Genomic DNA, 19,842 nt, shown 5'->3' with positions numbered 1-19,842 from the left:
CGTGTTCCGCAGGATTTCTAGGGAGTGGCACGAAATGGATGTTCCCGTAACGCACGAAGGCTTTGCGCCTTTTGGTCCGTATCAGACCTGGTATCGCATCACGGGCGATTTCAGCAGTGGCCGTACGCCGCTGCTGATCCTGCATGGCGGCCCGGGCTGTACACACGATTATGTCGATGCCTTCAAGGATGTTGCCAACAGTGGCTATCCGGTGATTCATTACGACCAACTGGGCAATGGGCGTTCCACCCATCTTCCGGAAAAAGACCCCTCGTTCTGGAACGTGGCGCTCTTTCTCGATGAGTTGGAGAACCTGCTGGATCACCTGGGCATTCGCGACCATTACGCACTGCTGGGGCAATCCTGGGGCGGCATGCTGGCCAGCGAACATGCGGTGCTCCAGCCTGCGGGCTTGCGCGCGTTGATTATCGCCAACTCCCCGGCGGACATGTCCACGTGGCTCCTTGAAGTCAATCGCTTGCGCCAGCTTCTACCCCTTGAGGTGCAGCAAACGCTGCTCAAGCACGAGCGGGCCGGAACCTTGACGTCTACCGAGTATTTTGAGGCCGCTCGGGTTTTCTACGACCGTCATGTCTGCCGTGTCACGCCCTGGCCCGATGAAGTCGCCCGGACCTTTGCCCAGATCGATGCCGATCCTACCGTTTATCACGCCATGAATGGCCCCACCGAATTCCATGTGATCGGCAGCATGAAGGACTGGTCCATCACCGATCGCTTGCCTCGGATCAGCGTGCCGACCCTGCTGATTTCAGGCCGATACGATGAAGCGACGCCGTTGGTGGTCAAACCCTATGTGGATCATGTTCCCGACATTCGCTGGGCGTTGTTCGAACACTCCAGCCATATGCCCCATATCGAGGAACGGATGGCTTGCATGGGAACCGTGGTGAGTTTCCTGGATGAGCGTCTGTAGGCGTCTGCGCAATCCGAGCAGTCGTTTTGTGTTGTGTTTTTCGACGCGTCCTGTGAGACGCGTCTCTTTTTTGGATGGAAAATTCCCGCTCTCTTGAACCGAAAGCGATATGCAGGGTCTGGTGTGCGCGTGGTTTTGCGCATCAGCAACGTGAGTGTTTCATGGGGGGTAAGCCGGCATTCGGCTCTTCGTCCGCTCACGAGCTTGCTGTCATTTCTGTATCGAGGGATCGAACATGTTCTCACCCGCCCTGTGGGCGAGGTCGTGCCTGGCTTTGCTGTGCCTGTTCACAGGGGGGTATTAAATAATGAATACGTGGTCGGATTTTGTTCGAGCTCTTGGCCAAGATGAAGGAGGGCCAATGGTGACGGAGCTGTACCAGAAGGTAGGAGAGCCGCCAGCTATTTCAGAGACCCGGATAGCTATAATGATCCCGAAGGGAAGACAAGGTTTTATAAGTTTATTAAGCCCGGCTTGGAGCTGGGATTTCGTTCGGGGGAAATTAAACCAAATTCATTTTTTCGTGCAGCGCCACGAAGGGTATTCGGCATACAAGGCAGATGTTCTTGGTCGTAAAGCTTAAGCATGGCGTGTTCAAGATGTTATTGCAAAGCTAGGCCCACCTAGCAAAGAGGCCCTAGGTAGGGTTGATATGCTAATCGGCTATGTACAGCCATGGCTAAAGTACGATTTTGAAACACACGCTCTACGCATGGAGTTTTCGGAAAATGGCCCGCCTATGGAAAGCAACACTTGTGTGAAGTGTTACTCTAGGCTGAGCAACAGATAAAGTGCTGGGGTTTTTAGTTGATGCAAATAATCGTGGGGCTGTTTTTTGTTCTGTGGGTTATATTCGTTTTCTCCAAAGTGTTGTTTTGTTTAATAAGGCGGAGGTAAGGGGGGACTGATTTTAGCGAAAAAGGGAGGAATTTGAATGGCGCTTGCTTAGCCTTCTTCAAGTGTCCGTTCTTCCTGATCTCGGCCCTTGCTGATCGAATCAATTTGCCCCTTTGTTGCTGTCCGCATCGTCACACAATCAGTTATTTATTCGGTTAGAAAGTTCACGAAGGCGGATTAGAGTTCTAGATAAACTCGGGGAGCGCTCTGCAGCTCTTTGAGGTTGCCACATGTCATTCACCCATTCACCAAGTAAGGCATTGTAGCCAATCCCCTGACCTGCCACGGCTCCCCGCTGTGCGACGAGTTCATCTCTGATTGCTTTCGGAGCATGTTGGGCTAGTGAAAGTAATGTTTTCTTCGGATCGAAGAGCTCGTCAGGCCTACTAGGTACTGGGCTTTTTCTACCTAGAAGGTGCTGAATCCCAACTTCATCTGCAAGCAGCCAAGATTCAACCTCTCGAACGGCGACCCGGAACAAGAAATTTTCAGGTCTGTGAAACTTTCCTGACCACTCAGTTATAAGGGCATTTGCGCATTTTTTTGGTCTAAATCAGTAATCAAGAAAACTGGTGCTTGTTTTGCCATTTGGCAAAAGTTCCCAACTCTACTTTTGAGATAGCCGAAGCCATTTCGCCTCAAGCATTGACCTACCTCTAAGCCAGCCTCTGCAGCTAATCGGATGCCTACTCTTTCACTTAGCTCATCCTCGGTCGCGAGGAAAATCCAACTCATCGCCACAGGCTCATCTGTTCACTTAAATTTGGATGTGTTTTAGGAAGCACAACCTCGGCAACTGATAGTCCGCTTTCGAGTGCAAAGGACTCTTTGTCATCAATGCCTCTGACTCTTGTTCCCTCTAACTCTGGCTCCAGTAATAACACCCCTCTGCCGTCAATGCCTGGATTACTCAGAAGTGCTTCGCTGTGAGTGCTTATGAGAACTTGACGTTGCTTCTTTCCGCGTAGTGCGCGTTGTAGGAGTCGGGGTATTTCTCTCACTATCGAATCGTTCAAAGACAGCTCCGGTTCTTCGAGGAGTAAAAGTGAGTCTCCCTCAAGCAGAACCCAAAGTAGTCCAAGAAGCCGTAGTGTTCCGTCAGAAAATTGCTCTTCTCGCTGCCAGCCAGCATTAGGGCGATAGTGGCTATAACGCGCTTCTAAGTGAGGGTGTCCCTTTATTTTGTCTGGAGCAAATCGCAACTCTTTAAACTGAGGTACAGCTATAGTTAAAGCGGATTCAATTTTTTTGAGTCTGGCATCTCTTGTTTTGGCTGGTGTTAATGCTATACGTTCAAGAAAACCCTGTCCGAATGGATCATCCTCTAATCGCTGTCCTCCAAGTTGCTCTGCATATTTTAATAGTTGTGGGACCAAGTGAAGGTAGGTTGTTTCGCCGAAAAAAATCGCTAGCTCGCGAAACTTTGCGTTAACTTGAATTTGCTCTAGTGCTGTTTGAGTTAGGCGCATGGTGTCCTCAATGTCGCCTTTGTTCGGTCGATCTAAGACTAGTTTTTCCTTTTGCCATACTTGTTCTATGGAGATGAGTGTGCGCTGTGCTCCCTTACCTTCGGGTTTGAATCCTAGAATGTATCGCCAGAGCGGCTCGGCATCATCTGCGTTATCGGATAAATGAATTTCAATCCGGACTTCTGGGTCGCGCCGAGCGTGTAGGCATCTAAGTTTCTGAACTCCGCCCCTGTCATGGATAGCTTTTTGCAGTCCGCCGCCTTGAGGTTTACATATGTCTCGTAAAAACCTGAAGACATCAAGGAGATTTGATTTTCCCGCAGCATTTGCGCCTAGCAGATAAGTACGTTCGCGCAGCGGGATATCCACATTTCGGAAGTTACGCCAATTTTTCAGTATTAGGTGGGTGACGATCATTGAGTCAGTCTCAGGTTGAACAAGGTCGGCTACAGCGCTAAATTCCTAGAGATCTTGAGGTTGCTGAAAATCGCGCTCGATGTTGGTAAGGTGGATTGGCAATAATAGGGGGTTGTGCCCCTGAATATTAAAGGGAAAAGCAACAAGAACTCAAAGGATAATGCGGAGATTCTGGAGAAAAATCGTAACCTGGCTTGATGATGAGAGCGCTTCGCTCAGATTGATCGGTCCCCGAGCAGATTCTCATTTTTGAAGGGAGGTAATCTGTTCCATGTGCATGCTGATACCGGTGTAGGTTTTTGCCCTAGCTACTAGTGAAATAGTCAGTAAGTGCGTGTGCTGATAAAGCATTTGAACGAAACGGGCGACCCGAAAGGTCGCCCGTTTTCATTTACTCAGCCGCCTGCGCCCGCAACCGCCTCCCAATAACATCCATCACGTCACACCCATCGCGCAACGATATCGTCAGCATTTTGCAAAGGTCGGAGAGCACCAGCGTGTCGGAGCTGATTTCCGAGCGAAACGCGATGTTTTCCAGCAGTTGGGTCACGGTGCGGATGCGGTAGTCGGCGGTTTCGAAGAGGACGTCGAGCGGGGCTTCGGTGTCGATGAGCAGGGTGGCGGGGATGCAGTCGATGCCGGTGATGGGCATGTATCTATTCATAAGTTGTGGCCTCGTTAGTAAGTAAGAGCTACCCACTGTTCGTCGCCAAACGAAAAGGTGGCAGCTGTACGCAGGTTGGCGAACCGGAACGAGGCACCGGCAGACCCGGAGATCTCCCGCGCACAACTGCCATTGCGGCGGCAGTATCGCGGATGCGGGAGCGCCTGCAAACAAGCAATCGCTCTCGCACCTCGTTGCCGGGTCGCCAAACCCGAGTCGCCATTAGGACGACGACGGAATATAGGCCGCATTGTCCGGGTGCTACAAGACGCCGCTTTCCGAGCTTGATGTAGGACGTTTAGCCTGTCTGTGGTGGTATTCGTTACGTGGGGTTGGGCTGCTGGCGGCGGCGAGGTGTTTGCTTCCGTTTGGGGGCGGAGCGTTCATAGAGGGGGGCTGCTGCGCAGCCCAGCGGGAGCAAGCTCCCTCGCCACAGGGGATTTGTACAGCCTTTAGGTGGGTGAGTTGTCCTGAGGGGCGCCGTCGTTGATCTTCTGCTAGAAATCTGTAATTCGGAACAAGGCCCGGGTACCTCGTTTTCCGTCTCAATATCCTCTTCAGCAAGGCTCTTTTTTGTGCTTCCCTTATGGCCACTTTTCTCTTTCGCAGCCGGCCCAGCGCTCGCCCACTTCGGACTAGTAAACCGTGCACAACCCCACCCGCAACGCGCTGACCACCCAACTCACCACCCACCCCGATGACATCACCACACGTGCCGCGCTTTACCGCGATCTGCTCGACACCGCCGAGGTTTCATTGGACGGCGTACGCCTCGCCGCAGGCCTGTGCGATCCGGCCGCTAACGTCGTGATTGCTCAGTTGAACACCACGGCACATACCAACCGCCCCGGGCCGTTGCTGGCGCAGCTTCGTAACTTGCCGGTCGATCATCTAGAGTTGGATAACGCCGAGCTGGCCTGGTGCGACGCCCTGGCTGGGCTGCCCTTGCGCACGTTGGTGCTCAACAGCCCACGTTTCAGCTGCGATCCAAGTGTATGGCAACGCTTGCCAGGCCTCGCTCTCGAGAACCTGGAAATCAGCGGATTCTCCCGAGACGATAACGCCACCAGCCTGCCTTCCCTCGAACGGCTGCGCCGGCTGACGTTAAGCACCTATGGCGAAGACTTCGACGACAAATTCTTCAAGCAACTCGGCAATAGCTCGCTGCAAGAACTGTCGCTGAACCGTTGCGATGACGTCACCGACGATGGCCTTCTCGGGCTGTCAAACCTCAGGTTGCGATCACTCACGTTGGAACGCGTCGGCGAGCTGACGTCCCGTGGGATGGCGCACTTAGGCAGTCACCCCCTTGAGCAACTGTCCCTCGGTTGGAACGGTGCAATTCTGGAGGACCCTGCATGGCTCTCCGGCCTGAGCGCATTGCGCTCCCTGAGCCTGGATCAATGTTACGCAACGGATGCCATGCTCCACGCTATCTGGGACCTGCCCATCGAACGGCTTTCGCTCCAGTCTTCGTATGTTGGCGAGGACGACCTTGAGATATTGGAAGGTATGCCACTCGCCGACCTGAATCTCAAATCTTCACAACAAGTGATCGAGCGGCTCGATGTGCTGCACAGGTTTCCACTCAAGCGCCTGGGGCTTTCCGATGTGCAAGGCATCGATGCAGATACGTTGAGCGATCTGCGTGGTTTGGCGTTGGAGTCCCTGGACCTGTCATTGAACGACCTCACTTGGAAGGAACTGAAACAACTCGCCGGCCTGCCACTGAAGCGGCTGAATCTCAGCTTTTGTCGCGGCGTGGATGGGAAGGTTCTGCGCAAGCTTGTCGAGTTGGGTTTGCCGTTGGAGCAACTTGAAATAAGCGGTCTGGATCTGCGCGATGCCGACCTGGCCTGCTTGTGCGATCTGCCGCTGCGGCGCCTGGGTTTGTATGACAGCCCTTGGCTCACCGACGCCGGAGTGGCCCACCTTGCTCGGCTGCCGTTGAGTGATCTGACGATCTCGGCAGATCCCGGGGAATCGCGGATTACCTCAGCCGCAGTGCCGGTGTTGGAGCAATTGCCGTTGCACACACTGTGGTTGCTGAACTGTTCCGGGATCAGTGCCGAGGGTTGGGATCGGTTGGCCAGGTTGCCGGCTCGCGTCAGCGGCCCGGGTATTTGATGCTCGCCGCAGTCTTGCTCTGTAGATTCAAACCTGGGAGCAAGTTGTGCTCCCACAGGTTTTCGCCGTTCGATGACTGACCCGCATCAAGCCGAGCCCCATCATGAACGGCCAACTCTTTACCAGTTGTAACTCAACTTAGCGGTGACTTCACGGCCCGGGTTGTAGTAGTTCGCGGTCCCCGAACCAACCACATGTTGCTCATCCAGAAGGTTGCTGACGTTGATCGCCAGGTCAGTGCCTTTGAAGAGTTTGTAGTTGAAGGCCGCATCGAAGAGCGTCGTGCCATCGCTGGTGCCGGTGTTGGCCGCGTCGAAGTAATAGGAACCCACATAACGCGCACCCAGGCCAACGCTGACATCGGTGTCGGAGATGTTGTAATAGCTCCATAGCGACGCGGAGTGTTTGGGGGCCGTGGCGAACTCATTTCCTTTGAGTGAACTGCCGTCGTACAAAGTACCGCGCAACACTTCGGACTCCATATAAGAGTAGCCACCCACCAGGCTCAGGTTGGGGGTCAGCTCAGCCTTGGCTTCCAGGTCCAGGCCGCGTACCCGTGATTCGCCAACGGTTTGTTGCTCGATGACACCGCTGGGCAGTACGACGGCGATGCTGACATTTTCCTGGGTCAGGTCGTAGACCGCCGCCGAGAACAACGCGTCCATGCCGATGGGCGCATATTTCACCCCCACTTCATATTGCCTGCCTGTCTTGGGGACCACGCCGACCGTGGGTGGCGAGACCGACTCGACCATGCTGACGTAGGTCGACACTTCGTCGTTGACGATATAGGTCAGTGCGCCGCGATAGGAGGTTTCCGAGAAATCATCCGACTCCTTTACGTTGTTGATGTCGGTACTGGACAGATCCAGCGAGTCGTTGCGCACACCGGCGGTGACGATAAAGCGCTCAAAGAAGGACAGGTTCTGCTGCAGGAACACGGCCTTGGTTTTCGTGTCGAGCTTGTCGTTGCTATAGGGCGCTACGCCGCTGGGTACACCTGTGAACACGGGGTTGGCCAGGTCGATGGAGCCTGTCGTGGCATAGACGGAGCGCTCTTCGGTCGAAGAGTCGCCGTACTCCACGCCCACCAATGTACTGCTGTCGATGTTTTCGAAGCGGGCATCGTATTGCAGCATCAAGTTGCCGTTCAGTTGCTCGGCGTCGCTGTCAGTGCCAAAGATATAACGCGGGACTGTGGTGCCGGTGCGGGTAGGGGAGTCGCTGAGGAACACATAGCCGAAATCATCGGTCAGTTTGCTGTAGCGCAAGTTGCTGCGCAGCACGAAGCCATTGTCGAAATCATGGCTGAAGGTGCCGCTGATGTTGGTGCGCTCGACATCGTGGAAGTTGTAGCTGGGCTCGCCGTAGAACTTGTCACGGTCGTATTCCTTGTCCAGCGGGTAGCCGCCGCTGTTGGGAGAGCTTTGGGTTTTCAGGTAGTCCACGATCACCGAGGCCGAGGTGAAGTCCGTCGGTGACCAGGTCAGGCCGCCCATCAGGAACTTGTTGTCGTCCCGTGAATGGTCGTACTCGCGATCGCTGTCTTGCATCTTTGCCGTGAAGCGACCGGCCACGGTTTTTTCTTCGTTCAGCGAGTCGCCGACATCGATCCCGGTTTCGACATGGTCGAAAGAACCGTAGGTGACGTAGCCCTGGCCGAACTTGTCGAAGCGTGGCTTCTTGCTGACAAAGTTCACCGAGCCGCCCGGGTCGGCCGGGCCGAACAACGTGGAGTTGGCGCCGCGTATTACTTCAACGCGCTCATAGGCGAAAGGCTCCTCGCGCACGCCGCGCATTGAACCCAGGGTCAGGCCGTCCCGATAGGTCGTGGCCTGGAAGCCGCGGATCTGGAAATAATCGTTACGGTCGTCAGTGCCGTAATAATCGGTAATCACCCCGGGCGTGTATTGCAGCAGCTCTTCGGTCGTGCTCACGCTGCGTTGCTTCATTTCCTTGTCGGTCACCACGGAAACCGAGGCGGGCGTGTTGAGGATGCTGGTGGCCACCTTGCCGCCGACCCAGAGTTCCTGGGCGACCACCGAGTTGGCGTCTTCGGTGCCATCGACCCTGGCCTTGGCGTTGACGAGGATAGGCGCAAGGCGATATTCCTCGAGTTCGGCATCCGCCTTGGTTTGCGGCGTCAGCAAGTAAGCGTTCGGGCCTTGCTGCTGTATGGCGATGTCGCTCCCCTGCAACAGAGACGACAGCGCTTCGGACGTATCGAGTGTGCCGCTCACGCCCCGGGTATTGCGGTTCGCTACGCTTGAAGCGTCGAAGGAAAGACTGATACCCGCCTCGCGGGCAAAGCGGTCAAGCGCCGGTGCCAGGGGACCGGCGGGAATGTTCCACTGATGAACCTGGGTCTGCTCAACGGTCGAGGGCTGCGCCAGGGACGGTAGCGCATAGCTGCTGACGATGACGCCGAAGATCGCACCGTGGATGGCACGATTCAGTCGATGACGCTGGGGAACCGGGGACGCACTCATTAACTCGCTCCGTGGAAAGGGGATCGGCAGATCGGCCTGTAGGTCGGCCTTTTCTTACATGCCGAACGAGAATGAGAAATCACCTCATTTTTATTTGATGTTGATAGGCGGCGACGAAAACACTCAGCTGGCGGCGCTCAACGTCACCCAATATTGGGTTCGATAATCGATCCGCAGGTGCAGTGACTGCGCAACCAATGCCAATACCTGGTCGGTGTCGGCGAGCTGAAAGGTGCCGGAAACCCGCAGGCCCGAGACCTCTTCGGCGCAGCGCAACAGGCCAGGGCGATAGCGCGACAAGGCCCCGATGAAATCACCGAGGCGCATATTGCGTGCGCTGATCACTCCGTCGCTCCAGCTCCATACATCCAGGCCGTTATCCTTGAACTCACGAATGCCACCTGAGGTGAACAGCCGCTGGTTGCCGGCCTGGACGGTGTCGTTGACCGCAAGGGTTTTGCTGGAGCCAGGAAATACGCTGACTGCGCCGCGTTGCACCGCCAGAAGGGTCCCGTCGTTACGCTCGTACGCCAGGAAACGGGCATCCAGAGTGCTGATCAATCCGTCGCGTGTTTGTACCCAGAAAGGGCGCAGTTGGGCCGAGCCCGCATCGGCGCCGGTATTGACGATGATTTCGCCGCGCCGCAGAACGATCAGGCGCCGCTGCGGGTTGAAATAGCTGTCGATCGCACTGTCGCTGTTGAGCTGGACAAGGCTGCCATCATCGAGCTGGAAGCGCTTTCGCTCGCCGGTCTTGCTGTGCTGCTGGGCCAGCATGGCCGGCAGCGGTGTGTAGTCGCGGCCCAGCCAGGTCGCGCCACCCAAGGTGGCCAATGCACCCAGTAGCTTGAGGCTTTGGCGCCGATGCAGGCCTGAGCGGGCACCTTTGAGGGTGTGCCGGGCCAAATCAGGTGGTACGCCCGCGAAGTCATCGCCAAGCGCTTCCACGCGCTGCCACGCTAATCGATGTTCCGGACGCTGTTGCAGCCAGTGCTCGAAACTGCGCTGGGTTTGCTCATTGGCAGGGTTGAAGCGCAGGCGTACCAGCCAATGGATCGCCTGATCGACCATGGCTGGATCCAGCGCTTGCGCTTCACTGTTCGGCATAACGCAAGCGATAGCAGTGTTGCAGGGCCTTGGCCAGGTCGCGTTCCACCGTGGAGCGGGAAACGCACAGTTTTTCGGCTATTTGCAGGCAGGTCAGGCCGTCGAGCTGGGCGAGTAGAAAAGCCTCGCGAACCCTCGGTTTGAGCAGGTCCAGCAGGCGGTCGATCCGCTCGAGGCTATCAAGAATCAGCAGTCGCTCTTCTTCAGAGGGGGCCGCTTGTGGAGGGAGCAGCGCGAGGCTCTCGAAGTAGGCGCGTTCGAGCTCGCGACGGCGATACCGATCGATCATCAGCCCACGGGCGATGCTGCTCAGATAAGCCCGGGGTTCGCGCAAGGGGCTCAATTGACGCGACTTGAGCAGACGTACAAACGTGTCCTGCGCCAGGTCCGCCGCGCTTTCGTGACAGCCGATGCGCCGGCTCAGCCAGCTGTGCAACCAGGAATGGTGGCTGCGATAGAGCAGGGTGAGGTCGGCATTGCCCAGTGTGTCGTTGCTGCGCATCAGCATCCCGGAAACATACATAATTGATAATGAATCGCATTATATTCAGGCGGCTGACGTCAGTGCAAATGTGCCGGAGCCTATGGTCGAGACGGGCCCTGGCATCCGGGCCCTGATAGGAATAGGCAATGCTGCAAGGCAAACCGGCATAGGTGCCGAGGTGTTGCGCCGATAGCATGGCCTCGTTCCCACCTGATTGGAGGCTCGCCATGAGCAGCAGAAAAACCCTATTCATCACCGGCGTCAGCAGCGGCCTGGGCAATGCCCTGGCGCGGGAAGCGCTTGCGGCGGGCCATCGGGTGATCGGCACCGTGCGCAGTGAAGCGGCGCTGCAGGCCTTCGAGGCACTGTCCCCGGATCAGGCCCATGGCGTGCTCCTGGATGTCACTGACTTCGAGCGGATCGACAGCGTGGTCGCTGTCACACAAGCCCGCCACGGCCCGGTCGACGTACTGGTCAACAATGCCGGCTATGGCCATGAGGGCATCTTCGAAGAGTCACCCTTGCAAGAGATGCGACGCCAGTTCGATGTCAACGTGTTCGGCGCGGTGGCGGTGACCAAGGCGTTCGTGCCGTATTTTCGCCAGCGTCGTGCCGGTCATATCCTCAATATCACCTCCATGGGGGGCACTATCACCATGCCGGGCATTGCCTACTACTGCGCGAGCAAGTTTGCGCTGGAAGGTATCTCCGATACGCTGAGCAAGGAACTGTTGCCGTTCAACATTTTCGTGACCGCCGTGGCACCGGGTTCGTTTCGCACCGACTGGGCGGGGCGTTCGATGCAACGCACCCCGCGAAGCATTGTCGACTACGACGCCAGTTTCGACCCGATACGCAAGGCGCGGGAAGAGAAAAGCGGCAAGCAGCCGGGTAACCCACAGAAGGCGGCCCGAGCGATGTTGCAACTGATCGACAGCCCGACACCGCCGGCCCACTTGCTGCTGGGCAGTGATGCCCTCAGCCTGGTGCGCGACAAGCTGAGCCGGGCGGCCAGGGAGATCGATCAATGGGAAGCGCTGAGCCGTTCGACGGACGATTGAATGGCAAGCAAGAGGCTCGTCAATGACCCAGGTGGATGCCTGCACCGCGCGAATGGTGCGGTTGATGGAAAAGCTCGCACCGGTAGAGGGCTACAACCTCAGCGCGCTGGAGGACATCCGTTTTCTGCGTTCGAACCGACCGCTGACGCGCACGCCGGTGTTGTATGAGCCCGGCATCGTGATCCTGTGCCAGGGACGCAAGCGTGGCTATCTGGGCGACGACGTCTATGTCTACGACGCCCAGCATTACCTGGTGGTGTCTGTCCCGGTTCCCTTCACCATGGAGACCGACGCCAGCGCCGCGGAGCCCATGCTGGCGGTCTACATGCGCCTGGACCTGCAACTGGCCAGTGAGTTGATGTTGCAAGTGGACGAAACCCTGGGCCCCAGCGATGCACAACCCAAAGGCATGTACGCCTCGCCCATGGACGACTTGCTGCGCACCTCGACGCTGCGTTTTCTGGAGGTCATGAGTCGCCCGGGTGAAGCGCAGATCCTGGGACCTTCGCTGATACGGGAAATCTACTACCGGATCCTGACCGGCGAGCAGGGCGGCTCGATGCGCGCCGCGCTCAGTCGCCAGGGGCACTTCGGCAAGATCACCCGGGCGATACGCAAGATCCACAGCTGCTACCACGAGCATCTGGACGTCGAAACACTCGCCCACGAAGCCAACATGAGCATCCCCAACTTTCACCTGCACTTTCGCAGCGTGACGGACTCCACGCCCATGCAGTACTTGAAATCGACTCGCCTGCACCAGGCGCGGTTATTGATGCTGCGCAACACCATGAGCGCCTCGACGGCGGCGTTCAACGTCGGCTACGAAAGCGCCTCGCAATTCAGCCGCGAGTTCAAGCGCCTGTTTGGCCGCACGCCACAGGCGGAGATTGAATGGATGAAGGCGACTTATGCGTTGCCGGCGCCTGCCGGGCCGTCCATTTATGTGTCGTCGCATTAAGGGGCGGTGGTGGGGCGCGCCAGCGTTGATACTGCCCAGCTATAAAAAAGCACGGGTGATCGGTGCCTTTCAACAGGTCGTCTTTACCTATCGTGAACAATCATGCGTGTCGGCGGGCGCCCATTGGCTGCCAGTGGAGTGCAAGTCGGAACTCGTTGTTGCCATTGATCACTGGCTTCAAAGTAAAAAGCTTTGATGCCCCCGAACCGGTCATTCGTGACGGGCAGAAAACGACCAGAATCTTCCCCGTCACAACGGACCGGAATGGGCCAAAACTCTCATCGTAACTCCACAAAAAAAAGGCATGGTTTTCACTGTTTTCAGCGTCGCGCGGACAGCTGTTGTGGCGCCAAAAATGCATCGTGGAAATAGTTACGGAACGCCTGCATCGCCGGGCTGAATTCGCGCTCGCGATGCCACGCCAGTCCGACACTCATCGGCGTCACCTCGTCGGTGACTGTCAGGGTTTCGATGCGTTTTCCTTCCAATGACCAGGGGCGGTGCACCAGGTCCGAGAGGATTGCCACGCCGCTGCCATTGGCGACCATGCTGCGCACCGCTTCGACTGAACTGGTACGCACCCGCACGTTTGGCTGTTGATGCGCCTGTTCCCAGTAGCGCATGGCGCTTTGTTCGGCTTCGTCGACGGTCAGCAGGATGTAGGGTTCTTTCGCGACGTCGGCGAGGCTGACCGCCGAGCGTTCGCACAACGGATGGCGGCTGGGCAGCCATAACCGCCGTTCGGAGTTGAAGAGAATCTCTGAAACGATGTCCGGGTGCGTGAGGTTGGCGGTGAGCACCACGGCCATATCGAAACGACCTTCCAGCAAGCCTTGTTCAATGGCTTGCCGTTCCTGTTCATGGACTTCAATCGCCACGTCCGGATGCCAGTGTTCCAGGCGCTGCAAATGGTGCGGGAGGAAATAACCGATCACTGTGTAGCTCGCCGCCAAGCGCAACACGCCGCTGGCGCGGATGTCCGGCAACGGGCTGTTCAACGCGTCATCGACGCTGCGCAAAATCACGTAGGCCCGATTCAAAAAGTGCCGCCCGGCGTCGGTCAGGCTCATGCCCTGGGCCGAGCGCTGGAACAACAGCGTGCCAAGAATGCCTTCCAGTTCCTTGATCGCCGTGGTCACCGCCGACTGGGAAATATTCAGATGAATCGCGGCCTGAGAGATTTGCCCGATCTCGGCGGTGGCGACGAAATAGCGGACTTGGCGCAGGGTCAAGGACATGAGCACTCCGGGTGACGGTGTATCTGTTTTTCAGAAGATGGTCTATCTGATAATAGATCTTCCCAAGGGGGTGTGAGGAATCTAACTTGGCCTTCACGAAGTCACAAGCGTTGGGAGCAAGCGTCATGCAGGCAGTAGACTTCAACTCGGACATGGGCGAAGGCTTTGGTCCCTGGACCATCGGCGATGGCGTCGACAACGAGCTGATGGGTTTTATCAGTTCGGCCAACATCGCCACCGGTTTTCATGCCGGCGACCCCAGCACCATGCGCCGCACCGTCGAGCAGGCCAAGCGCCTGGGCGTGGCTATCGGCGCGCATCCGGGGTTTCGCGACCTGGTTGGTTTTGGCCGTCGGCACATCCATGCGCCGGCCCAGGAACTGGTCGACGACATGCTCTATCAGTTGGGTGCCCTGCGTGAACTCGCCCGGGTTCAAGGCGTGGCCCTGCAACACATCAAACCCCACGGCGCGCTCTACATGCACCTGGCCCGCGACGAAGAGGCCGCCCGTTTGCTGGTGGAAAACCTCCAGCGCCTGGAGCCGGAATTGCTGTTGTATTGCATGCCCGATTCGGTGATCTGGCGGGTTGCCACGGAACTTGGCCAACCGGTGATTCGCGAGTTCTACGCCGATCGCGAATACGACCTCAGCGGCTCCATCGTCTTCACTCGCAATGTGCGGGCCTACGACCCGGCCCACGTCGCCGAGCGAGTGCTGCGTGCTTGCCAACAAGGCGTGGTGCGCACCGCCGAGGGCGAAGACCTGGCGATTGAATTCGATTCCATCTGTTTGCACAGCGACACGCCGGGCGCCCTGGCGTTGGTCGAAGCCACGCGTCATGCACTGGGTGGCGCGGGCATAGAGGTCCGAGCACCGCGCTGAGACCGAACGAAAAACACCTGGCACACAGACGCCAGGGTTTGCCCATCGATTCACTTTTTGCCTGCCTTTCTATAACTATTCCAAGAGGAACAGACATGGCTGAACACACTGTAATCACCCCGTTGCCGGGGACCTTCTACCGTAAAGCCTCTCCGGAATCGGCGAACTTCGTCGAGGTCGGCGCGCAGGTCAGCGCCGACACGGTCATTGGCCTGATCGAGGTCATGAAGCAGTTCTCCGAACTGCCCGCCGGGACGGCTGGTCGCCTCAGTGCCTTCTTGGTGGAAGACGGTGATCCGGTGGCGCCGGGTCAAGTCGTCGCAACACTCGACGACGAGTGAGGGGGCGATCATGACCCAAGCCATTCGTAAACTGCTGGTCGCCAACCGTGGCGAGATTGCCGTGCGGATTATCCGCGCCGCCAAAGAACTGGGCATTCCCACCGTTGCTGCATGCAGCGCGGCGGACGTCGATTCCCAGGCCGCGCGCATGGCCGATGAGGTGCTCATTCTTGGCCCGGCCCGTGCCGACAAAAGTTACCTGAACGTCGAGGCCTTGCTCGGCGCCTTGAAAGCCACGGGCGCCAACGCGGTGCATCCCGGTTACGGCTTTTTGTCGGAGAACGCTGATTTCGCCGAAGCGGTGGTGGCTGCCGGCGCCATATTCGTCGGCCCGAGCGCGGAGACGATCCGGCGCATGGGCGATAAAGCCGAGGCACGGCGTACCGCACACGCCAATGGCGTGCCGGTGGTGCCGGGTTCGCCGGGTGAATTGTTCGACCTCGAGTCGGCGCTGAAGGCTGCTCAATCCGTTGGCTTCCCGTTGTTGATCAAAGCTTCGGCCGGTGGCGGCGGCCGCGGTATTCGGCTGGCGGAAAACGCCGAGCAACTGAGCGAAGAATTTCCCCGTTCCCAGCGCGAAGCCCAAGCGGCGTTTGGCAATGGCGCGGTGTATCTGGAGCGATTTATCAGCCGGGCTCGGCATATTGAAGTGCAGGTGTTGGGCGACGGTCAGCACGCGGTGCATTTGTTTGAGCGCGAGTGTTCGCTGCAACGGCGCCGACAGAAAATCTTCGAAGAAGCGCCATCGCCAGTGCTCAGCCAACAGCAACGGGAAACCCTCTGCGAAAGCGCCGTGCGCCTGACCGAATCGTTGGGCTACAAGGGTGCCGGCACCCTGGAATACCTGTATGACGACGCCACTGGCGAGTTCTTCTTTATCGAGATGAACACGCGGATTCAGGTGGAGCATCCGGTCAGCGAACTGATCACCGGCATCGACCTGGTCCAGGCCATGTTGCGCATCGCTGGCGGCGAGCCGCTGGGCTTCAAGCAAAGTGACATCCGACTCAACGGCGCCGCCCTGCAAATGCGCCTGAACGCTGAGGACCCGGCGCGGGATTTCTTCCCGAGCCCAGGCCTGGTCGAGGAACTGATCTGGCCGAGCGGCGAGGGCATTCGCGTCGATACGCATCTGTATCAAGGCTACCGTGTGCCGCCGTACTATGACTCGTTGCTGGCCAAACTGATCATTCACGGTGCGGATCGCGCCGAAGCCCTGGCCCGAGCGCGAATGGCGGTGGCGCACACCACGCTCACCGGCATGGCCAACACCTTGGCATTGCACGGTGAATTGCTGGAACAACCGTGGCTGCACAGCGCCGACTTTCACACCGGCACTCTGGAAACCTGGTTGGCCGAGCGCCGCAGCGGAGGTGAAGCATGAGTACTCCCATCCGCTACAGCTTTGGCGCCGATGAGCATTTGTTTGCCGAAGTCAGCGACAGCATGTCCCTGGACGCGTTCTTCAAAGGCTTGGCCGTCACCCGCGCCGTGGAACAGCAGGCGCTGGATGGCGTGCTCGATATCTGTCTGGCCAACGCGTCATTCCAGATTCGTTTCGACCCGGATCGCATCGCCCCTCACGCCTTGCTCGAAGCGGTGAAAATCGCCGAGGCCGGAGCCGTTGCCGAGCGCACGTTGCAGACGCGGATTATCGAGATTCCGGTGCTCTACAACGATCCCTGGACCCACGAAACCTTGATGCGTTTTCGCGACCGCCATCAAGACCCAAGCGCCACGGACCTGGAATACGCCGCACGAATCAACGGTCTGGCCGACGTCGATGCATTCATCGCGGCCCACAGTGGCGCGCCGTGGTTTGTCTCGATGGTTGGCTTCGTTGCCGGGTTGCCGTTCATGTTCCAGATGGTCGAGCGCGAGCGTCAGTTGCAGGTGCCCAAGTACCTGCGCCCGCGCACCGACACACCGAAATTGACCCTTGGTCACGGCGGTTGCTTTGGTTGCATTTACTCGGTGCGTGGCGCAGGCGGTTATCAGATGTTTGGCGTCACTCCCGCGCCGATCTACGACCCGCAACAAAACCTCGCGTACCTGAAAGAACACATGGTGTTTTTCCGTCCAGGCGACATCGTGCAGTTCAAACCGATGGACCGTGAGGCCTACGACCACGCGGTGGCCGAAGTGGAGGCCGGTTGCTTTGATCTGCGGATTCGGCCGGTGGAGTTTTCGCTGGACGCGTTCCTCGCCGATCCCGTTGGCTATCCCAAGTCGTTGCAGGAGGTGTTGGCATGATCAAGGTCCTCAAACCCGGTCTCGCCACTTCGGTACAAGACCTGGGCCGCGAAGGGTATTACCACTTGGGCATTCCGCCGTCCGGCGCGCTTGATCATTACGCCTTGAGTGCGGCCAATCAATTGGTCGGCAACCCGGCAGGTTTGGCGGCGCTGGAATGCACGCTGCTCGGGCCTGAGTTGGAGTTTCAGCAGGATGCATTGGTGGCGGTCAGCGGCGCGCACATGACGCCACGGGTCGATGGCGTGGAAATGCACCACGACACCGCGTTCACCGTGAAGGCCGGGCAAGTGCTGCGCTTTGACTTTCCCAAGGCGGGTGCCCGCGCTTATGTGGCGGTGGCCGGCGGCATTGATGTGCCGGTGGTGCTCGGCAGTCGCTCCACCTATGCGCTCGGCGCACTCGGCGGTTTTCAGGGGCGACGCCTGATTGCAGGCGACGAATTGCCAGTGGGCGTCGCCAGTGGCAAGCGCCGCGCCGGGGCCAGTTTGCCCATGGCGTTACGGCAATCGTTGGGTGGCGAAATCACCCTGCGGGTGGTGCCCGGTTTGTACGACCACCGCTTGACCGAATCGGCGGCGAAGCGCTTTTTCGCCGAGCCGTGGACGGTCGGTTCGGAGGCCGACCGCATCGGCTATCGCTTCAAGGGCGGCAGCGCGCTGAGCTTTCAGCCCCGGGAGCAGCCGTTTGGCGCCGGTTCCGATCCGTCGAACATCGTCGACAGTTGCTACCCGATCGGCTCGATCCAGGTGCCCGCCGGGCTCGAACCCATCGTGCTGCACCGTGATGCGGTGTCCGGTGGCGGCTACGCGATGATTGGCACGGTGATCAGCGCCGACCTCGACTTGATCGGCCAGATGCAACCCAACCAGAAGGCCCGCTTTGTCGCGGTAACCCTCGAAGAGGCGCTGCAAGCGCGACGTTCCTATAAGAAAAAACTCAACTGCCTGAGCAAGCTGTTCCCTTCCTGATTCTGCCCGCCGTCTAGCGCGGGCCATGCCAAACGGTACGCCAACGCCGCACTTCGGTGCGGTGACGGCTACCCGCGCTTCAACCTCTGACTGGTTTTGGAGTTCACGCATATGGCTGCTTTATCGCAATCGAGTCAAACCGGGCAAGACCCGGCGCATCATCCTGTTCCCACCGAAGCGCGCATGGGCCGACTGTCCCTGACCATGGCCTGGTGGGCGGTGTGCAGTGCGATGTTTTACATCGTGGTGGGTGCTTCATTGGCGTTGTCGTTCGGTGCGCGCAATGCGCTGATCGGCATGGTCCTGTCGGTGATCAGTTATGGACTGGTCAACAGCGTGCTCAGCCGCTTTGCGGTTCGCAGCGGTTTGTCGGTGGCGTTGTTTTCACGGCTGTTGTTCGGCAGCACCGGGGCGTGCCTGGCGACGTTGATTTTCTTCTCGACCGCGATCTATTACGCGGTGTTCGAAGGTTCGGTGATTGCCGTCGCGCTCAATCACCTGTACCCGGAACTGGTCTATCCGCTGGCGGCATTGGTGGTGGTGCTCTACAGCGTGCCCATGATCCTGGGCAGCGTGCAGCACTGGCTGGACAAGCTCAACGGCCTATTGCTGCCGGTGTACCTCGGTGGTTTGCTGGTGGCGGTGGGGCTATCGATCAGCCGTTATGGCTACCAACCGCAATGGCTGGATTTCGGCCCGGCAACGCCTGGTGCATTCGGCTGGTGGGATTGTTTTGTCGCCTACATGGGCGTCTGGGTGTTGATGCTGTTCACCTTCGACTATGCGCGTTTCGGCAAGCCTGAAGACGCCGAGTACCACGGTCGCTGGAACTTCGGCATGCCGTTCTACGCGGTGACGTTTCTGCTCAACGGCGCGGCGGGCATTTACCTGGTCAGCAGCATTCCCCACGAAGGCGCGCTGAACGAAGTCTCGGTGGTGATGGCGATTTTGCAGTTGATGGGCCTGTGGGGATTGCTGTTTGTCTGGGCCACGCAAACCCGGATCAACACCGCCAACTATTACTTGGCGACCCTGAACATGCAGGCGTTCTTCGGCCGATTTGGCCTTCGCGGTTCGTACCTGATGTGGGCAGTGGCGGTGGGGGTGATCGTCTACGGTTTGATGCTCGCGGACGTGTTTGCCTACATCCTCAAGGCGTTGGCCTATCAGGGGATTTTCGTGGTGGCCTGGGTGGGTGTGGCGTTGGCGCAGATTATCTACGGACGCAGTGACGTGGCAGCGCTCGAGGGGGTGGCCGCGTTTAACCCGGTGGGCTTGACGGCCTGGTTTGGCGCCACCGCATTGGGTCTTGCGTTGATGTTTTCCGGCGCCGGCCCGAGCAGCTTTTCCGCGCCATCTACCGTGATAGCTGCATTTGCCTTGCAAGTAGGCTTGTCCCATCGAAGCCGGTTGCGGATACGGTTGGCAGAGTAGAGTTTTGCAGTCACTCATCCCATACCTGCCTGCTCTAACAAGGTAGAGCAGGCAATGGGAAGCTCATTACAAATTCGCTGAATGCTTTCCCGAATTGGGTAAGCAGGCTCC

At 58.2% G+C, this 19,842-nt stretch carries 17 protein-coding genes; 11 read left to right on the top strand and 6 right to left on the bottom strand.

Annotated elements, in window-relative coordinates; all coding sequences use genetic code 11:
- Positions 1-34 precede the first annotated feature (34 nt).
- Both BLO80_RS14875 and BLO80_RS14870 read left to right on the top strand, forming a co-directional pair.
- Positions 35-934, top strand: coding sequence for a proline iminopeptidase-family hydrolase (locus BLO80_RS14875; RefSeq protein WP_092328663.1), 900 nt, complete (start codon positions 35-37; stop codon positions 932-934).
- 307 nt (positions 935-1,241) lie between these two features.
- Positions 1,242-1,517 (top strand): hypothetical protein, encoded by a 276-nt coding sequence (locus BLO80_RS14870; protein WP_175459503.1) that lies wholly within the window; start codon positions 1,242-1,244, stop codon positions 1,515-1,517.
- A 1,045-nt stretch (positions 1,518-2,562) separates the two neighbouring features.
- Here the strand turns inward: BLO80_RS14870 and BLO80_RS14865 are convergent.
- Positions 2,563-3,717, bottom strand: coding sequence for an AAA family ATPase (locus tag BLO80_RS14865; protein ID WP_092328660.1), 1,155 nt, complete (start codon positions 3,715-3,717; stop codon positions 2,563-2,565).
- Between the two features lie 391 nt (positions 3,718-4,108).
- The gene (locus tag BLO80_RS14860; RefSeq protein ID WP_092328657.1) at positions 4,109-4,381 is read right to left on the bottom strand and encodes a hypothetical protein; all 273 of its coding nucleotides are present in this window, start codon (positions 4,379-4,381) and stop codon (positions 4,109-4,111) included.
- A gap of 645 nt (positions 4,382-5,026) precedes the next feature.
- Between BLO80_RS14860 and BLO80_RS14855 the strand changes: the two genes are divergently transcribed.
- Positions 5,027-6,508, top strand: coding sequence for a leucine-rich repeat domain-containing protein (locus BLO80_RS14855; RefSeq protein WP_092328655.1), 1,482 nt, complete (start codon positions 5,027-5,029; stop codon positions 6,506-6,508).
- Between the two features lie 119 nt (positions 6,509-6,627).
- Here the strand turns inward: BLO80_RS14855 and BLO80_RS14850 are convergent, their stop codons facing one another.
- The 3 genes from BLO80_RS14850 to BLO80_RS14840 all read right to left on the bottom strand — a co-directional run bounded on the left by BLO80_RS14850 (position 6,628) and on the right by BLO80_RS14840 (position 10,606).
- Positions 6,628-8,997 (bottom strand): TonB-dependent siderophore receptor, encoded by a 2,370-nt coding sequence (locus tag BLO80_RS14850; RefSeq protein ID WP_092328652.1) that lies wholly within the window; start codon positions 8,995-8,997, stop codon positions 6,628-6,630.
- A 123-nt stretch (positions 8,998-9,120) separates the two neighbouring features.
- A complete protein-coding gene (locus BLO80_RS14845; RefSeq protein WP_092328649.1) occupies positions 9,121-10,104 on the bottom strand; it encodes a DUF4880 domain-containing protein in 984 nt (327 codons plus the stop codon).
- Positions 10,091-10,606 (bottom strand): sigma-70 family RNA polymerase sigma factor, encoded by a 516-nt coding sequence (locus BLO80_RS14840; protein ID WP_060743083.1) that lies wholly within the window; start codon positions 10,604-10,606, stop codon positions 10,091-10,093. The genes BLO80_RS14845 and BLO80_RS14840 overlap by 14 nt, the downstream gene beginning before the upstream one ends.
- A gap of 209 nt (positions 10,607-10,815) precedes the next feature.
- Here BLO80_RS14840 and BLO80_RS14835 point away from each other — a divergent pair, with 209 nt between their 5' ends.
- On the top strand, positions 10,816-11,649 hold the full coding sequence (locus BLO80_RS14835; protein ID WP_092328647.1) for an oxidoreductase: 834 nt from the start codon (positions 10,816-10,818) through the stop codon (positions 11,647-11,649).
- 22 nt (positions 11,650-11,671) lie between these two features.
- On the top strand, positions 11,672-12,610 hold the full coding sequence (locus BLO80_RS14830; RefSeq protein ID WP_092328644.1) for an AraC family transcriptional regulator: 939 nt from the start codon (positions 11,672-11,674) through the stop codon (positions 12,608-12,610).
- A gap of 320 nt (positions 12,611-12,930) precedes the next feature.
- Here the strand turns inward: BLO80_RS14830 and BLO80_RS14825 are convergent, their stop codons facing one another.
- Positions 12,931-13,848, bottom strand: coding sequence for a LysR family transcriptional regulator (locus BLO80_RS14825; RefSeq protein WP_092328642.1), 918 nt, complete (start codon positions 13,846-13,848; stop codon positions 12,931-12,933).
- A gap of 125 nt (positions 13,849-13,973) precedes the next feature.
- Between BLO80_RS14825 and BLO80_RS14820 the strand changes: the two genes are divergently transcribed.
- The 6 genes from BLO80_RS14820 (at position 13,974) to BLO80_RS14795 (ending at position 19,731) form a co-directional block, all read left to right on the top strand.
- Positions 13,974-14,732, top strand: coding sequence for a 5-oxoprolinase subunit PxpA (locus BLO80_RS14820; protein ID WP_092328639.1), 759 nt, complete (start codon positions 13,974-13,976; stop codon positions 14,730-14,732).
- Between the two features lie 95 nt (positions 14,733-14,827).
- Positions 14,828-15,073, top strand: a complete 246-nt coding sequence (locus BLO80_RS14815) for an acetyl-CoA carboxylase (RefSeq protein ID WP_092328637.1) — start codon at positions 14,828-14,830, stop codon at positions 15,071-15,073.
- A 10-nt stretch (positions 15,074-15,083) separates the two neighbouring features.
- Positions 15,084-16,457 (top strand): acetyl-CoA carboxylase biotin carboxylase subunit, encoded by a 1,374-nt coding sequence (locus tag BLO80_RS14810; RefSeq protein WP_092328634.1) that lies wholly within the window; start codon positions 15,084-15,086, stop codon positions 16,455-16,457.
- A complete protein-coding gene (locus BLO80_RS14805) occupies positions 16,454-17,326 on the top strand; it encodes a 5-oxoprolinase subunit B family protein (protein WP_092173235.1) in 873 nt (290 codons plus the stop codon). The genes BLO80_RS14810 and BLO80_RS14805 overlap by 4 nt, the downstream gene beginning before the upstream one ends.
- On the top strand, positions 17,323-18,297 hold the full coding sequence (locus tag BLO80_RS14800; protein ID WP_092328631.1) for a 5-oxoprolinase subunit C family protein: 975 nt from the start codon (positions 17,323-17,325) through the stop codon (positions 18,295-18,297). The genes BLO80_RS14805 and BLO80_RS14800 overlap by 4 nt, the downstream gene beginning before the upstream one ends.
- Positions 18,298-18,408: 111 nt before the next feature.
- Positions 18,409-19,731: a purine-cytosine permease family protein gene (locus tag BLO80_RS14795; RefSeq protein WP_092328629.1), complete on the top strand. Its 1,323-nt coding sequence runs from the start codon at positions 18,409-18,411 to the stop codon at positions 19,729-19,731.
- The last annotated feature ends 111 nt before the right edge of the window (positions 19,732-19,842 follow it).

This window comes from Pseudomonas sp. NFACC56-3, from assembly GCF_900100025.1.
In the GTDB taxonomy this organism is placed as follows: Bacteria; Pseudomonadota; Gammaproteobacteria; order Pseudomonadales; family Pseudomonadaceae; genus Aquipseudomonas; species Aquipseudomonas fluorescens_AA.
The sequence above is the reverse complement of the archived record's forward strand: the minus strand, read 5'-3'. Positions and strand labels throughout refer to the sequence as shown.

What these genes read in the sequence shown, in the direction of transcription:
- BLO80_RS14875 (WP_092328663.1), top strand. Translation starts at nt 35, where the DNA reads ATGGATGTTCCCGTAACGCACGAAGGCTTTGCGCCTTTTGGTCCGTAT.
- BLO80_RS14870 (WP_175459503.1), top strand. Translation starts at nt 1,242, where the DNA reads ATGAATACGTGGTCGGATTTTGTTCGAGCTCTTGGCCAAGATGAAGGA.
- BLO80_RS14865 (WP_092328660.1), bottom strand. Translation starts at nt 3,717, where the DNA reads ATGATCGTCACCCACCTAATACTGAAAAATTGGCGTAACTTCCGAAAT.
- BLO80_RS14860 (WP_092328657.1), bottom strand. Translation starts at nt 4,381, where the DNA reads ATGAATAGATACATGCCCATCACCGGCATCGACTGCATCCCCGCCACC.
- BLO80_RS14850 (WP_092328652.1), bottom strand. Translation starts at nt 8,997, where the DNA reads ATGAGTGCGTCCCCGGTTCCCCAGCGTCATCGACTGAATCGTGCCATC.
- BLO80_RS14845 (WP_092328649.1), bottom strand. Translation starts at nt 10,104, where the DNA reads ATGCCGAACAGTGAAGCGCAAGCGCTGGATCCAGCCATGGTCGATCAG.
- BLO80_RS14840 (WP_060743083.1), bottom strand. Translation starts at nt 10,606, where the DNA reads ATGCGCAGCAACGACACACTGGGCAATGCCGACCTCACCCTGCTCTAT.
- BLO80_RS14835 (WP_092328647.1), top strand. Translation starts at nt 10,816, where the DNA reads ATGAGCAGCAGAAAAACCCTATTCATCACCGGCGTCAGCAGCGGCCTG.
- BLO80_RS14830 (WP_092328644.1), top strand. Translation starts at nt 11,672, where the DNA reads ATGACCCAGGTGGATGCCTGCACCGCGCGAATGGTGCGGTTGATGGAA.
- BLO80_RS14825 (WP_092328642.1), bottom strand. Translation starts at nt 13,848, where the DNA reads ATGTCCTTGACCCTGCGCCAAGTCCGCTATTTCGTCGCCACCGCCGAG.
- BLO80_RS14820 (WP_092328639.1), top strand. Translation starts at nt 13,974, where the DNA reads ATGCAGGCAGTAGACTTCAACTCGGACATGGGCGAAGGCTTTGGTCCC.
- BLO80_RS14815 (WP_092328637.1), top strand. Translation starts at nt 14,828, where the DNA reads ATGGCTGAACACACTGTAATCACCCCGTTGCCGGGGACCTTCTACCGT.
- BLO80_RS14810 (WP_092328634.1), top strand. Translation starts at nt 15,084, where the DNA reads ATGACCCAAGCCATTCGTAAACTGCTGGTCGCCAACCGTGGCGAGATT.
- BLO80_RS14805 (WP_092173235.1), top strand. Translation starts at nt 16,454, where the DNA reads ATGAGTACTCCCATCCGCTACAGCTTTGGCGCCGATGAGCATTTGTTT.
- BLO80_RS14800 (WP_092328631.1), top strand. Translation starts at nt 17,323, where the DNA reads ATGATCAAGGTCCTCAAACCCGGTCTCGCCACTTCGGTACAAGACCTG.
- BLO80_RS14795 (WP_092328629.1), top strand. Translation starts at nt 18,409, where the DNA reads ATGGCTGCTTTATCGCAATCGAGTCAAACCGGGCAAGACCCGGCGCAT.